Origin of the sequence: Herbaspirillum sp. (assembly GCF_035644555.1) — a bacterium.
Classification (GTDB): Bacteria; Pseudomonadota; Gammaproteobacteria; order Burkholderiales; family Burkholderiaceae_D; genus Herbaspirillum.
In genome coordinates, this window is record NZ_DASQOH010000012.1 from 231,030 (window position 1) to 245,245 (window position 14,216).

Consider the following 14,216-nt stretch of genomic DNA (forward strand, 5'->3'; position numbering starts at 1 on the left):
GGCAGTGGACGTTCACTGCGGGGGCTGGCCGTTGGACGCCGTCAGACCGCCATCGACCGGCATGTTCACGCCAGTGACGAAGGCCGCATCGGGGCTGGCCAGAAAGGTGATCACGGCGGCGATCTCCGGGGCATCGGCACCGCGGCCGAGGGGGATACGCTCGGCAAACTTGTCCTGCAGGACCTGGTCGTCTTCCATCTCGGCGGTCATGGCGGTATGGGTGAAACTGGGGCAGACCGAATTGACGCGTACGCCCTTGCGGCCGAAGTCCATTGCCATGGCGCGGGTCAGGTTGACCACGGCACCCTTGGAAGTGTTATAGGCCGACAGATTCCAGTCCGCTCCCAGCCCCGACACCGAGGCCACATTGACGATGCAGCCGCGCGTCTTCTCCAGGTGCGGCATGGCTTCGCGCGCGCCATAGAAGACGCCGTTTACATTGGTGGCCTGCACCCGATGCCAGTCTTCCGGGCTGACCTCGGTGACGTTGCCTTCGGCGAAGATGCCGGCGTCGCTCACCAGCACATCCAGGCGGCCGAAGCGCTCAATGGCGAAGGCCACCATTTCGCGCACATCTTCATGGCGTGACACATCGGTCTCGCGCGCAGCGGTGCGCTCGGCCGGCAGCGAATCGAATACCTTGTTCAGCGATGCCACGTCACGGTCGGCCAGCAAGACTTTCGCGCCTTCATCGGAAAAGCGGCGGGCGGTGGCCTCACCGATGCCGGAGGCGGCACCGGTCACGATGACGACCTTGTCCTTGAAACGTTGCAGATGGGAGGGATTCAGTGGATGCATGCGGACTCCTTTGCAGAAAATGACGGGCAACCTGCTGACCAGAATGCCAATGCCTCACGATAGGCCCTCGTCGGCCGTCGGCACATCGGACAGGCCCGCAAGCTGATGTAGGAAGATGCTGTCTCCATTGGCGGCGAAAGGGCTGCCTTCCCATTGCCCGGGACCGTCGGTCGGGGCGACTGCTGGACAGCGAACGCGAGTGCGTTCATGCGGTGTACGCGGCGGATGAATTGTCACGTAGCAGTAATACTTGAGTGCAACAATGCGCCCCGCATCCAGGCCGGTCGTTCATTTGTTCATCTTCCAAGGAAGAGTGTGAGCCAAATGACAACATCGCCGATTCGTCGCCATATCAAGGGGAATTCCATGACCATCCGCATGCGTATCACGCTACTGGTGATACTTACCTTCGTCGCCATTGCCGGCATCGGTGGCTACGCGATGTACCAGTCGCGCAGCAGTGCCGTCGAGGTCCGTTCCGTCACCGAAGGTGTGATGCCCAGCGTGCTGGCCTCGTCCGACCTGATGGGGCAGTTGAAGGACGTACAGCTGGCGGCCATGGTGATGGTCACCGAGAGCGATACTCAACTGGTCGCACAGGAAAATGAAAAGCTGGCCGAAAAGAAGGCCGTGCTGGAGCAGGCCCTGGCAGCGCAGGCCAGGCAGGCTGAGGGTGTGGCACAGCGTGGCCTGATCGAGCAGGCCAGGGAAAGCCTGGACAACTATTTCGGCGCCATCGACACCACCGCCAAGTTCAAGCTGGCTGGCAAGAACGAGATCGCCCAGGCGCAGTTCTTCGGCGGCGTGATGCAGTACCAGAGCGAACTGGAAGGCATCGTCAACACCCTGCGCATCGAAAAGAACCGCTTCAAGGATGATGCCATCGCCTCGCTCAACGGCAAGCTGGCCCAGACCACCACCACCATCAGCGTGGTCACGGTGATGGCTGTGCTGCTGCTGGGGGGCATCGGCTTCCTGCTGTATCGCCAGATCACCGGCCCCATCAGCCGCATGGCGGCGATGATGGGCGAGATCGCTACCAGCCAGGATTTCACCCGCCGTCTGCCGGTGCAGCGCATGGATGAGGTGGGTCACTCCATCGTGGCCTTCAACGGCATGGTGGAGAAGATCGAAGAAGCCTCGGCCCAGGTGCGTCAGAAGACCGCCGACATGCAGGCCATGCTGCAGAACATCCCGCAGGGCATCCTCACCATTGTCGATGGCAACCGCATCCATCCGGAGTACTCGGCCTTCCTCGAAACCGTCTTCGAAACCACCGACATCGCCGGCCGCGACGTGATGGAACTGGTCTTTGCCAACACCAACCTGGGCGCCGATACGCTGTCGCAGATCGAGGCCATTGGCGGCGCCTGCATCGGCGAAGACGTCATGAACTTCGAGTTCAACGAACACCTGATGGTGGGCGAGATCGAAAAGACCATGGCCGACGGCAGCAAGAAGATCTTGGACCTGTCCTGGTCGCCCATCACCGACGAGAGCGATATGGTCATCCGCCTGATGCTGTGCGTGCGTGACGTGACCGAGCTGCGCCAGCTGGCGGCGGAAGCCAACGAACAGAAGCGCGAACTGGAAATGATCGGCGAGATCCTGGCTGTGGCTGCGCCCAAGTTCGCCGAGTTCATCGGCAGCGCGCGCCGCTTCCTTGACGAGAATGAGCAGATCGTGCACCAGAACCCGGAAGCGACCGCCTTCGCCATCGCCAAGCTGTTCCGCAACATGCACACCATCAAGGGCAATGGCCGCACCTATGGCCTGCTGCACCTGGCCAATGTGGTGCACCACGCCGAACAGCACTACGATGACCTGCGTCACCCGGCCAGCGGCGCCGTGTGGAACCAGCAGGAACTGCTGCAGCAACTGGCGCAGGTGCGCGAGATCATCGAGCGCTACGCCCGCATCAACGATGTCACCCTGGGCCGCGCTGTCAGCGTCGCGGTAGACCCGGTGCTGCCGGGCTACGAACGCCAGGTCCTGACCATCGACCGCAAGCACATCCAGGAAAGCCTGCAGCGCCTGGAAAACGTCAACACCGCCAACCTGCACGAACTGGTGGCCGTGCGTAACGACGTGCGCCGTACCCTGCGCCTGCTGGGCACCGAGACCGTCGCCGAGGTCCTGGCCCCGGTGATCGACTCGCTGCCGGCGCTGGCCGCTGATCTGGGCAAGGCTGCGCCGCTGGTGCAGATCGAGGACAACGGTTATGTGGTCCACAGTTTTGCCTCGCCCCTGCTGCAGAATGTGTTCATGCACCTGATCCGCAATGCCATGGATCACGGCCTGGAAGGGCGTGAGGAGCGGGTGACCAAGGGCAAGCCGGAAACAGGCAGCATCAGGCTGGAGATGGGCGTGATGGATGACATGTTCCAGTTGGCCCTGTCCGATGACGGTCGCGGCCTGGCCCTGGAAAAGGTGCGCCAGATCGGCATCGAAAAACAGCTCATCACCGTGGACCAGGCCTTGTCGGACGCGGAGATCGCCCGCCTGATCCTGCAACCGGGCTTCTCCACCCGTAGCGAAGTGACCGACGTTTCCGGTCGTGGCGTGGGCATGGATGCGGTGCTGGATTTCGTCACACGCGAACATGGACAGATCGAGATCCGTTTTACCGATACCAACGAAGGGGCGGCCTTCCGTCCCTTCCAGATCATCGTGATGCTGCCCGAGAGCGTGGCGGTGGAAGTGGACGGCATCGACGTGCCTTACCCGGTGGCAGGCCAGGACACGGCTGCAGCCGTGATGTTGCCGCAGGACGGCAATCCCCAGGTGGCCTGAAGACTGACCGGCATCGGGCAGCCAAGCAAGAGAAGCAAACGCGGAAGCTAAAACGGATGAGCATGTTCAATTCGATCCTCCTGGTGGCGCTGGGCGCCGTCCTGGCCGGCCTGCCGATGACCTGGTTGTGGCTGCGGCAGAAGCGTCGCGCCGGGCAGCTGTTCGATGCCGGCCAGCTGGAGCAGGTCCGCGACCAGGCACTGGCCACCCTGGTACAGCAGCAAGAGCAGTGGGCCGTCCATCAGCAGCAGCTGGAACAGCAGCAACTGGACGCCGAGCGCCACATGGCCGAGATGCGGCACGAGAGCGAGGCCATGCTGGCCCGCCTCAATCACCAGCAGAGCGACAGCCTCTCGCGCGTGATGCAGAACTGCGACGCCTCCCAGGACACCATCGGCAAGCTGCTGGGCCTGGTGCGGACCTTCGAGCGCTGGCACGACGACATGAACGAACTCATCACCCACAACCGCGACATGCACCGCATGAACGACGAGTTCGCCCTGATCGTGAACCAGGTCATCATCGTGGCCCTGAATGCTTCCATCGAGGCCGCCCGCGCCGGCGTGCACGGGCGTGGCTTCGCGGTAGTGGCGCAGGAGGTGCGTGACCTGGCGCAACGGGCCGAGAAACTCTCCAAGAGCTACCGCGCCAACCTGTACCAGAACGACCTGATCACCACCACCACCTTCCAGGACCTGCAGGCTGGCGGCAAGATGATCATGGGTGCCGTCATCGGCCTGGACCTGATCAACAAGAAGACCAGGGAAACCCTGGCCGAGGCGGCATGAGCGCCAACGATATGGACGAGCTGCAGGCCGTGGCCGAGAGCGTCGCCGATGAGCGCATCAGCGCCAGCGCCCGCGATGGCTTCGACACCCTGTTGCAGCTAGCCCTGCGCGGCAGCCTGGTACCCTCCGGCGCCGACGCGGTGATCACCGCCGTCGAGGTGGACGATCTGGCGGAAAAGAAGATGGTTGTGCTCACCATTTCCTCCTACTTGTTCCGCCTGATGGTGATGTTCCATTTCACGCCGGACGCCGCCACCAAGGGCCACTTTGCGCGGCTCACCGGTGACGGTGGAGGGGCGGCAGAGAGCGAGCAGGCCTTCATGGACACGCTGGCCGAAAGTGGCAACCTGTGCTGCGGCATCTTCAATCGCGAGCTGGGGCGCTTCTTTCCGCACCTGGGCATGTCCACACCCAATGTCATCGACACCCAGTGCGTGCACTACCTGCACAAGCTCAGGCAGGCCCATGTGCGCCATTTCGCCATCGACATCGACCAGTCGCCCCGGCTGCATGTCTCGCTCTGCGTATCGGCCTATGACCGGCTGGACTTTGCCGTATCGGCCGAAGAGCAGGCAGACACCACAGGCGAACTCGAACTGTTCTAGACCTCCATCAACGATCCGGGGAACCCACACCATCATGCAAGCCAGCGCCAGCCTCGACAACACCATCACCAGCAAGGTCCTGGTCCTGGACCGTGATGCCGACTGCTACGACACCATCAAATCCTTTTGCGAACGGCATCAGTTGGTCGGTCTGAAGGCGCATGAAGAACACGTCATGGCGGTCTTGCGCAGCAACGTCGACCTGGGCGGCATCATGCTCTCGGAGAGCCTGGCCGGTCTGGGCGAGGGCGGTCGCGGCCTGGCCCGCCGCATCCGCGAGGTGCGCCCCGAGTTGCCGCTCTTCCTGCGCCGCCGCCGTGAAAGCGCCGACACGCCACTGGCCGAGCGCGACAGCGAACTCTTCAGCGCCGTCTACCGCATCGACGACATCGAAGCCCTGGCCCCCGCCGTGGCGGCCTCCATCTTCAGCCAGCACTACCCCAATGCGCTGGTGCGCGGCATCGCAGAAATCAGCCGCATGGTGCTGGAGAGCCAGTTCCCGGGCATGGAGGTGGAGATCGACCAACCCTATCTGGTGCGTGACCGCATCATCTTCGGTGAAGTGTTCACCCTGATCCCGCTGGAGAGCAGCTGGTGCCGTGGCTACATGATGCTGCAGGCCGAGCAGAAGACCCTGCAGGCGCTGGCACCGGAAGCGGCTGATGATTTCCGCCACCTCAACAATGCCCTGGGCGAACTGACCAACCTGATCTGGGGCTGGTTCAAGAACCGCTTCATCAACCAGAGTCAGCCCATCCAGCAGTTGAGCCAGGTGCCGATCATCATCAACCACCAGCATCGCTACATTTCGTTCGGCTCGGACGATGCGCAGCTGTGCTTCAAGTACGTGCTGCGCCGGGATGACGGCGTGCCGCTGGTGCTGCTGCAGCGCTTCATCTTCAACCTGTCGTGGTCGCCCGAGGATTTCCGCGAGAACCAGACCTCGGTGGAAGAACTGTTTGAATCGGGCGAGCTGGAACTGTTCTGACCTGGCTGCCCGCGGCGAGATTGCGCCCCCCAACCCCCTCATTGACGCAACCCTAGTGAAAGAGAATTCAACATGGCACAAATCCTGGTAGTGGACGATTCGAGCACCGTGCGCGCCGAGGTCGGCGACTTCCTCAAGAAGAACGGCCTGGACGTGGCGCTGGCCGTGGATGGCCGCGACGGGCTGAACAAGCTCAAGGGCGACCCGGCCATCAAGCTGGTGGTGTCCGACGTGAACATGCCCAACATGGACGGCCTGACCATGGCCGAGAAGATCCGCAGCGAATTGGGCAATGCCAGCGTGAACATCATCATGCTCACCACCGAGAACTCGCCCATCATGAAGGAACGCGGCAAGGCCGCCGGCATCAAGGGCTGGATCGTCAAACCCTTCAAGGGGGAGGCGGTGCTGCCGACTTTCAAGAAGCTGGTGGGGGCGTAAAACTGCTTGTTGCTTGGCGCTGAGGCGCCTGGTCAGATTCAAACAAGATCTCCCCACGGCCGACAGTAATGCCGGTCGTGGTGCTTTCGAAATCCGGCAATTTCCGGGATCGGGGCGTGCGGGCCTTTATTGCCACGCCTTACTGCTCTTCCAGCACCAGCTCAAAGCAGATCAGCACCGGATTGCAGCCGCGCGCCAGCACCCCTTCACAGACCTGGCCTTGCGGATTGACGAGGCCGATATCCAGGCGGCCGATGCCATCCCGGACTTCCCCGGCACGGATCAGGATTTCCGTGGCGCGGTCATCCAGTACGCGGCCGTCTTCGAACTCGGCGCCGATGATGCTGCCCACGCTACCGCGCACGATGGCGTTGCGCATGTCGTGGGCGGCGCAGGCCTGCTCCACGGCCATGGTCAGGTCCTGGTCGGGCCGGATGCGGGCCAGCACCACGCGCTTGCCGGTGGCGACGACGGCCTGGTCCGATAGGCGGGTGGGGTAGAAGAGGGTGAAATTGGTTTCCGGATCATAGCGCGTTGCCATGGTGGCGTCGTGCAAACCCCAGGCCTGGGCCGGTGTGGCTTGGCCGACGATGGTCTTTTCCATCATCAGGTGGCCGCCCTGGCGCTGGCCATCGCGACCACGCCAGATGGCGTGGCAATGCACGAAGGGCTCGCCGTCCTTGCGCCCATAGGTGGCGCAGGCGTATTCGATGACGGTACCTTCTTCCATCGCATGCGGCGCGCTGTAGAAGGCGGCATGCTGGTCATCCACCGCCAGCGCGGGCATGAGGAAGTGCAGCGCGGCGATCTTCAGATTGGCAAAGCGCACGGTACCGCCATCGAGCCCGGCGCGCGAGAGCGGGATGCTGATCGCGTCGCGCAGGCTCAGGCCCGCCTCCAGGGTGAAATCAAGCTGCATGGCCTGGCCTTCCAGGCTGACGATGCGTTCGGGTTCAGGCGGGCCGGGATGGCGGACGGTACGGGCAAAGGCTTGCGGGGTGGGCATGCGGTCTCCTGGCTAAGGTGTCTGGGTGCGGCTTTGGTGGGCCGTCGGATGGGCCGCTTGGTATGCGGCTGGTGTGGTGAATTATCCTGCGTTCTGGGTGGGCTTGCTGATGAATGTTTTTAACCGGAAGGAGTTTCACCGGGCGGGATGTTCAATTGCTCAGTAGTGGAAGTGACGAGAATTTCTTCCTGAAGTCAGCTTTATCTGCCCAGAAGTCGCAGCGCGGCTATATTTGGCCTTGATGAGACAACTCTCCAGAACGTGACGAGGCGAGATGAAGGCCGCTAACAATATTCAAATGATCCGGACTCCAAGTTACGGCGGGCAGGGTAATCGGATTGCCAATGAAGTAGTGGGTGCGACCATGGACGGCTTGACGCCGATACAGGCATGGCGCGAGCATCTGGGGCTGACACAGGCGGTCGTCGCGCAACGCCTCGGGATTAGCCAGGCGCTCTATGCAAAATATGAGAAGACCCTGAGGCCGAGAACATCTACGATTTCAAGGATCGCAGTCGCCTTGGGTATCTCCAAGGAACAATTGGACTTCTGAGCGGCAATTGGCGATCCTGCCTTGACGCTAGCGCATCATGCTTGCTAGTCTCCGCCATCCCATCGCACATGGGATCGAGTTTGGCGACTCGAACACACCCACGACATTCAACAATCCTTCTTACCGGAGAAACCATGTCCGACAAGTGTTCGCACGTCCCTGACTCGTCCCCGATCGTTCGTTCTCCTGGCATCGCGCCGATACGCCCCCGTCGCATCAGAAAACCCTGGCTGACTATTCGCTGGATATAGGTGGCGGCGTCTCCACCTTGCTTTCCTTGATCGCATTCAGCGACGCGGAGGCTATCGATGGCAAGCCCTTGCTGTCAGTGGTTGACAGGGAAGTCTTGCTGCGTCTGACGATCACCGCCTGCAAGATGCTGGCCAAGGTGGCCGAAGACCACATCGACATCGCTAATGCCGTAGAAGCGCAATAACGCCGCATCCAAGGGGGCAGCACTTCCTTGCCCCTCACCAATGCTTGCAATGCAGTCTCGCCGATCAGCCTTCATTGGTCGGCTCAGCCGATTTCTTCGCCTTGTAGGCCCTGACTTCTCCGATCTTCAATCCCCGGGGCAGCAGGCCATGCTTGGCCCAGCCCACCCGTTGCGCGTGGTAGATGCCGGTATGGCCGGAAAACAGGTAAGCGACCACGCAGGCCAGCGCAGCAAACGGGCCGATTTCCGGCCCGAACAATTCGATGGCCATGATGGTGGAGGCAATCGGCGTATTGGCCGCACCCGCGAAGACGGCCACAAAGCCGATGCCGGCCAGCATCGAGAAGGGCAGGTGCAGCAGCGGTGCCAGGGCGTTGCCGAGGGTGGCGCCGATGTAGAACAGCGGCGTGACTTCGCCGCCCTTGAAGCCGGTTCCCAGCGAGGTGACGGTGAAGACCATCTTTCCCAGGAAATCCCAGGGTGCCAGCGGTTGCTGGAAGGCTTCCACGATGACCGGAATGCCCAGGCCGATGTAGCGATCGGTGCCGATGGCCCACACCCCGAGCGCCACGACCAGCCCACCGACGAAGGGGCGCAGCGGCGCATAGGCGATGCGGCTTTTCATGAAGGCTGACAGGCGATGCGTGCTGTTGGCAAAGACCATACCGATCAGGCCGAACACCACGCCAGCAGCGATCACGGCGGCCACGCTCCATAAGGTGACGGGGGCGCTTCCGCTGATGAGGTAGTGGGTGTGATGCACGCCCCAGGCCAAGCCGACCTGGTCGGCGGCGATGGCGGCGATGAAGCAGGGCAGGATGGCGTCATAACGCATGCGGCCGATGGCCAGCACTTCCAGCCCGAAGATGGCGCCGGCCATCGGGGTGCCGAAGACGGAAGCGAAGCCGGCGCTGATGCCGGCCATGAGCAGGATGCGGCGATCTTCGGTGCGCAGGCGCAGCAGGTGGGTGAGCTGGTCGGCCAGCGCGCCACCCATCTGCACGGCGGTTCCTTCGCGCCCGACGGAGGCGCCGAAGAGGTGCGACATCACGGTGCCGAACAGCACCAGTGGCGCCATGCGCAGGGGGATCACCTTGCGCGGGTCGTGGATTTCATCGATGAGCAGGTTGTTGCCTGCTTCGACCGGCTTGCCGGTGTGCAGATAGAGCCAGCCCACGATAAAGCCACCCAGCGGCAGCAGCCAGATGATCCAGGGATGGCCCTGGCGCCATTGCGTGGCGTAGTCCAGCGCGAACAGGAAGAAGGCCGAGGCCGATCCTGCCAGCGCCGCGACCAGGCAGGCAATCAGGCACCATTTGACGATATAGGGCAGGAGGTAGAGCTGTTCCGGGTATTTGGAATGTTTCATATTGCCAGGACTGGGAGTGAATCGGCCTGGAAATACGAAGCAGGGGAAGCGTGAAGGCAAACACCTACAGCCCCGGATTGCCAGGTCACTGTAGGCATCATCAGCCCCCAATGGGATTGGGTGGCGGTTTGAGGAGGAATGCCATCTCCTTGTTTTCAATAGTAACAATTTTGAAGCTCATCGACAACGTATCGCCGTCAACAGTTGATCCTGCGCAACACGGTGACGGCCCTGCCGGGCCTTAGAGCGGGTCGGGCAACAGTTCCTTGGTGCCGACCACGACGTGCCAGGGTTGCACCTGCCAGCGTGTCACCAGTCCATGCGTGACATACGGGTCAGCGGCGGCGAAGCGCTCGGCATGTTCGGCTGCTCCCAGGAAGAGCAGCAGCCCGCTGGCCGGAGGATCGCCGACAGCGCCGCCGGCCAGCATTTCGCCGCGGGCCACGGCTTGCCGGCACAGGTCCAGGTGGGCGGGGCGCAGGGCGGTGCGGCGCTCCAGGTAGTCGCCGACGAATTCATAGCTGAGCAGGTAAAGCATGGCAATGGCTCCCGAGTGAAGATCACAGCGCGCTAGGATCGCTGAAGAAGGCTGCACTTGGCAAACGTTTCAGATGCAGGAACGTATCGGCGAATTGGCCTTCAAACGCCTACCGCTGTGCCAGTCCAGGCGCGGCCACGACCAATAACAGGGGAGCCATCATGAAAACCTTCCATTGCGACAATTGCGGCATGCAGGTCTTCTTCGAAAATACCGTCTGCGGCAATTGCGGGTGGATGCTGGGCTATCAGCCCGAATTGCAGGCCATTGCCAGCTTTTCTCCGCTGGAAGTGGCGTCTCCGGTCGCCGCCGGGGACGCCGCTGAATCCGCACCGGCGGTCGGGGCCGGCCGCTGGCGCAGCGTCAAGCCGGAGAATGAGGGGCGGGTGTTTAAGCAGTGCGTGAACTACTGGCGGGAGAATATCTGCAACTGGATGCTGGATGAGCGCGAGCCGCATGAGCTGTGCGCTTCCTGCCGCCTGACTCGCGTGATCCCCAATCTGGAAGAAGACAACAATCGCGTGCTCTGGAGCCGGCTCGAAACGGCCAAGCGGCGCCTGCTGCATTCGTTGTGGACGCTGCAGCTGCAGCCGGTCCCGAAGATGGAGGACGAGCAAGCCGGGCTGGCCTTCGAATTCCTGCAGGATCTGCCGCATGGCGAGCGGGTCTTGACCGGGCATGCCGACGGCGTCATCACCATCAACATCGCCGAAGCCGATCCGGCCTATCGCGAGCAGGCGCGGGAGCAGATGGCCGAGCCTTACCGTACGCTGCTGGGGCATTTCCGGCACGAGAGCGGGCACTACTACTTTGATCGCCTGGTGGCGCCGACCACCTGGCTGGGGCCGTTCCGTGCCTTGTTCGGGGATGAACGCCAGGATTACGGCGAGGCGCTCAAGCTCCACTACGAAAACGGTCCGCGCGTCGACTGGGAGGAACATTTCGTGAGCGCCTACGCCAGCAGCCATCCATGGGAAGACTGGGCCGAGACCTGGGCCCACTACCTGCACATGTTCGATACCCTGGAGACGGCCTATGCCTGCGGGGTGCAGCTGCGGCCGCGCCATCAGGGCGAGCAGAAGCTGGTGATCAAGGCGCCGCCGGTGGCGGCGGGGTCATTCGATGAGCTGGCGCGGGAGTGGTTCGCGCTGACCTATGTGCTCAACAGTCTCAATCGCAGCATCGGCATGCCGGATTCCTATCCCTTCACCCTGACCACACCGGTGCTGGAGAAACTGCGCTTTGTACACGAGGTGGTCAATGGCGAGCGCAGGGAGTCGCAGGAAGAAGCCGTATAGCCGCCTGGCGCCAGGTGAGGCAATAAAAAACCCGGAAGCCAGCTTCCGGGTTTTTTGATGGCTGGCCGCCCCCGGCGGCCGAACCCTGATCGCTCAGTCGTCGCGCGCTTCCAGTGCGCGGTTCAGGCTCAGTGCAGCCAGCGAGCCGACCGCGCCGGAGAGCAGGTAGAAGCTCACGTAGGCCATGCCGAAGTGGGCCGACAATCCCAGCGCCACCAGCGGAGCGAAGCCGGCGCCAACCAGCCAGGCCAGATCGGAAGTCAGGGCCGCGCCGGTGTAGCGATAGCGGGTCTTGAAGTTGGCGGTCACCGCGCCGGCTGCCTGGCCGTAGGACAGGCCCAGCAGGGCGAAGCCGATCAGGATGAACGTGTTCTGCCCGGATTCGCCGCCATTCATCAGGGTCGGCACGAAGGCCGACAGGATGGCGATCAGCAGGGCCATCGAACCCAGGGTATTGCGGCGACCGAAGCGATCTGCCACCACGCCGGAGACCACGATGCCGACCGCCATGATCAGCCCGCCCCAGATCTGGATCACCAGGAAATCGGCGGCTTCACGCAGCGAATACAGCTTGATCCACGACAGCGGGAACACCGTCACCAGGTGGAACAGGGCGTAGCTGGCCAGCGCGGCCAGGGCGCCGATGATGATGTTGCGGCCCTGAGTGGTGGCCAGCTCGACGACGCCGGCCGGTTCCAGCTCGCGTTCATCGAGCAGCTTGGCGTATTCCGGGGCCGACACCAGGCGCAGGCGCGAGAACAGGGCGACCACGTTGATGGCAAAGGCCACATAGAACGGATAACGCCAGCCCCATTCGAGGAAGTCGGCCGTGGTCAGGCTGGTCAGCATGTAGGCGAACAGACTGGCCGCCACCACGAAGCCAAGCGGTGCGCCGAGCTGGCCCAGCGCGGCGTACCAACCACGCTTGTGCTCAGGCGCGTTCATCGCCAGCAACGAAGGCAGGCCGTCCCACGCCCCACCCAGCGCCAAGCCTTGACCAACCCGCAGAAGCGAGAGCAAGATGATGGCCCAGACACCGATGTGCTCAAAAGTTGGCAACAAAGCAATGCCCGCAGTCGAAAAGCCGAGCATGAACAACGCCAGCGTCAGTTTCACCTCTCGGCCGTAGTGCTTTTGAATCGCCATGAAGATCGTGGTCCCGATGGGGCGGGCCAGGAAGGCGAAGGAGAAGATCACGAAGGAGTAGAGCGTGCCTTCCAGTTTCGGATCGTTGGGGAAGAACAGGGTCGGGAACACCAGCACCGAAGCCAGCGCATAGACGAAGAAATCGAAGTATTCGGACGCTCGTCCGATGACCACGCCGACGGCGATTTCACCGGGTTCGATCCTGCCGTGGTCGTGGGAAGTGGAAGGATGGTCCGATTGCGATCTGAATTCACCCGACCCTTGACTGTTGTGGATGCTGGTGCTTGCCATGGCTTTGTCTCCCACTGTTAGAGGTTTAGTCGCAGTACGTACTACTAATATCCCAACCTGGCAGGTGGCAGCTGACAGGGTGGGACAAAACGTCCAATCGCCAACACACTTTATTGGCGTTACATTACCACGCTCTGATACATACGACTGGAATTTTCCTTCATGGTTTCTCAAATCCTTCGTCGCGGATTGCTCCTGCTTCCTGCGCTTTTGTTGGCTGGGTGCAACACCGTCGTGATGAATCCTTCCGGCGACATCGCTAACCAGCAAGCGCGCCTGATCGTCATCTCGACCGCCTTGATGCTGCTCATCATCGTTCCGGTGATCATCCTGACGCTGCTGTTCGCATGGCGTTATCGCAAGGGCAACACTTCTGCTCCCTACGAGCCGGACTGGGATCACTCGACCCGTCTGGAGCTGGTCATCTGGGGCGCACCCCTGCTGATCATCATCGCCCTGGGCCTGTTGACCTGGATCACCACCCACACCCTGGACCCGTACCGTCCTCTCTCTCGCATCGATGCGCAACGCCCGCTGGCACCGCAGGTCAAGCCGCTGGTGGTCGAGGTGGTCGCGCTGGACTGGAAGTGGCTGTTCATCTATCCGGAACAGGGCATCGCTACAGTCAATGAGTTGGCCGCGCCGGTGGATGTTCCCATCCAGTTCAAAATTACCGCCTCCAATGTGATGAATTCCTTCTACATCCCAGCATTGGCCGGCCAGATCTACGCCATGCCGAGCATGGAAACCAAGCTGCACGCGGTCATCAACAAGGCCGGTGAATACGACGGCTTCTCGGCCAACTACAGCGGCGCCGGCTTCTCGCACATGCGCTTCAAGTTCCACGGCATGGATCAGGCCGGCTTCGACGCCTGGGTGCAGAAGGCCAAGGCTGACTCCGGCAAGCTGGACCGTGCCGAGTACCTCAAGCTGGAACAGCCCAGCGAGCGCGAACCTGCCCGCCTGATCGGCAGCGTCGAGCCGAACCTGTTCCACGCCATCGTGAATCGTTGCGTCGCACCCAACACGGTTTGCATGGACAAGATGATGGCCACCGATCTGAACGTGAAACCGGGCCAGCAAAAGGCTGAATGATTTCCTTGCCTGGTAGCCGTATCAGCGCAGCAGAACACCGCTGCGCCCCAATTTCCTTTTTCCCCGGGAAG

Annotated in this window: 14 protein-coding genes and 1 riboswitch; of the genes, 9 read left to right on the forward strand and 5 right to left on the reverse strand. The window is 62.2% G+C overall.

Features of this window, described 5'->3' with window-relative positions; genetic code table 11:
• Window positions 1–12: 12 nt before the first annotated feature.
• Entirely contained in the window at window positions 13–798 is a 786-nt protein-coding gene (locus tag VE092_RS04885; protein WP_324874365.1) for an SDR family oxidoreductase, read from the reverse strand.
• 366 nt (window positions 799–1,164) lie between these two features.
• Here VE092_RS04885 and VE092_RS04890 point away from each other — a divergent pair, with 366 nt between their 5' ends.
• From VE092_RS04890 to VE092_RS04910, 5 genes are all read left to right on the forward strand, one after another.
• A complete protein-coding gene (locus VE092_RS04890) occupies window positions 1,165–3,591 on the forward strand; it encodes an ATP-binding protein (RefSeq protein ID WP_324874368.1) in 2,427 nt (808 codons plus the stop codon).
• A 62-nt stretch (window positions 3,592–3,653) separates the two neighbouring features.
• The gene (locus VE092_RS23155) at window positions 3,654–4,379 is read left to right on the forward strand and encodes a methyl-accepting chemotaxis protein (protein ID WP_414653412.1); all 726 of its coding nucleotides are present in this window, start codon (window positions 3,654–3,656) and stop codon (window positions 4,377–4,379) included.
• On the forward strand, window positions 4,376–4,984 hold the full coding sequence (locus VE092_RS04900; RefSeq protein WP_324874370.1) for a hypothetical protein: 609 nt from the start codon (window positions 4,376–4,378) through the stop codon (window positions 4,982–4,984). Before VE092_RS23155 ends, VE092_RS04900 begins: the two co-directional genes overlap by 4 nt.
• A 34-nt stretch (window positions 4,985–5,018) precedes the next feature.
• Window positions 5,019–5,972 carry a chemotaxis protein CheX gene (locus VE092_RS04905; RefSeq protein WP_324874372.1) on the forward strand — a complete coding sequence of 318 codons (954 nt, stop codon included), beginning with the start codon at window positions 5,019–5,021 and terminating at the stop codon, window positions 5,970–5,972.
• Window positions 5,973–6,044: 72 nt separating this feature from the next.
• Window positions 6,045–6,413 carry a response regulator gene (locus VE092_RS04910; protein ID WP_006462277.1) on the forward strand — a complete coding sequence of 123 codons (369 nt, stop codon included), beginning with the start codon at window positions 6,045–6,047 and terminating at the stop codon, window positions 6,411–6,413.
• A 139-nt stretch (window positions 6,414–6,552) separates the two neighbouring features.
• Here VE092_RS04910 and VE092_RS04915 read toward each other — a convergent pair whose 3' ends face one another.
• Complete coding sequence (locus VE092_RS04915) at window positions 6,553–7,419, reverse strand: PCC domain-containing protein (protein ID WP_324874374.1); 867 nt, start codon at window positions 7,417–7,419, stop codon at window positions 6,553–6,555.
• Between the two features lie 274 nt (window positions 7,420–7,693).
• Here VE092_RS04915 and VE092_RS04920 point away from each other — a divergent pair, with 274 nt between their 5' ends.
• Both VE092_RS04920 and VE092_RS04925 read left to right on the forward strand, forming a co-directional pair.
• On the forward strand, window positions 7,694–7,972 hold the full coding sequence (locus VE092_RS04920; RefSeq protein WP_324874377.1) for a helix-turn-helix transcriptional regulator: 279 nt from the start codon (window positions 7,694–7,696) through the stop codon (window positions 7,970–7,972).
• 268 nt (window positions 7,973–8,240) lie between these two features.
• A complete protein-coding gene (locus tag VE092_RS04925) occupies window positions 8,241–8,408 on the forward strand; it encodes a hypothetical protein (protein ID WP_324874379.1) in 168 nt (55 codons plus the stop codon).
• Between the two features lie 64 nt (window positions 8,409–8,472).
• Here the strand turns inward: VE092_RS04925 and VE092_RS04930 are convergent, their stop codons facing one another.
• Both VE092_RS04930 and VE092_RS04935 read right to left on the reverse strand, forming a co-directional pair.
• Complete coding sequence (locus VE092_RS04930; protein ID WP_324874381.1) at window positions 8,473–9,777, reverse strand: voltage-gated chloride channel family protein; 1,305 nt, start codon at window positions 9,775–9,777, stop codon at window positions 8,473–8,475.
• A gap of 84 nt (window positions 9,778–9,861) precedes the next feature.
• A riboswitch (Fluoride riboswitch) is annotated at window positions 9,862–9,935 on the reverse strand.
• An 83-nt stretch (window positions 9,936–10,018) separates the two neighbouring features.
• Window positions 10,019–10,315, reverse strand: coding sequence for a YciI-like protein (locus VE092_RS04935; RefSeq protein WP_324874383.1), 297 nt, complete (start codon window positions 10,313–10,315; stop codon window positions 10,019–10,021).
• Between the two features lie 161 nt (window positions 10,316–10,476).
• Here VE092_RS04935 and VE092_RS04940 point away from each other — a divergent pair, with 161 nt between their 5' ends.
• Window positions 10,477–11,613: a zinc-binding metallopeptidase family protein gene (locus tag VE092_RS04940; protein ID WP_324874385.1), complete on the forward strand. Its 1,137-nt coding sequence runs from the start codon at window positions 10,477–10,479 to the stop codon at window positions 11,611–11,613.
• Between the two features lie 93 nt (window positions 11,614–11,706).
• Here the strand turns inward: VE092_RS04940 and VE092_RS04945 are convergent, their stop codons facing one another.
• Window positions 11,707–13,050 (reverse strand): MFS transporter, encoded by a 1,344-nt coding sequence (locus VE092_RS04945; protein WP_324874387.1) that lies wholly within the window; start codon window positions 13,048–13,050, stop codon window positions 11,707–11,709.
• Window positions 13,051–13,212: 162 nt separating this feature from the next.
• On the opposite strand from VE092_RS04945, the gene cyoA reads away from it, so the two are divergent.
• Complete coding sequence (gene cyoA / locus VE092_RS04950; RefSeq protein ID WP_324874389.1) at window positions 13,213–14,145, forward strand: ubiquinol oxidase subunit II; 933 nt, start codon at window positions 13,213–13,215, stop codon at window positions 14,143–14,145.
• Window positions 14,146–14,216 lie beyond the last annotated feature (71 nt).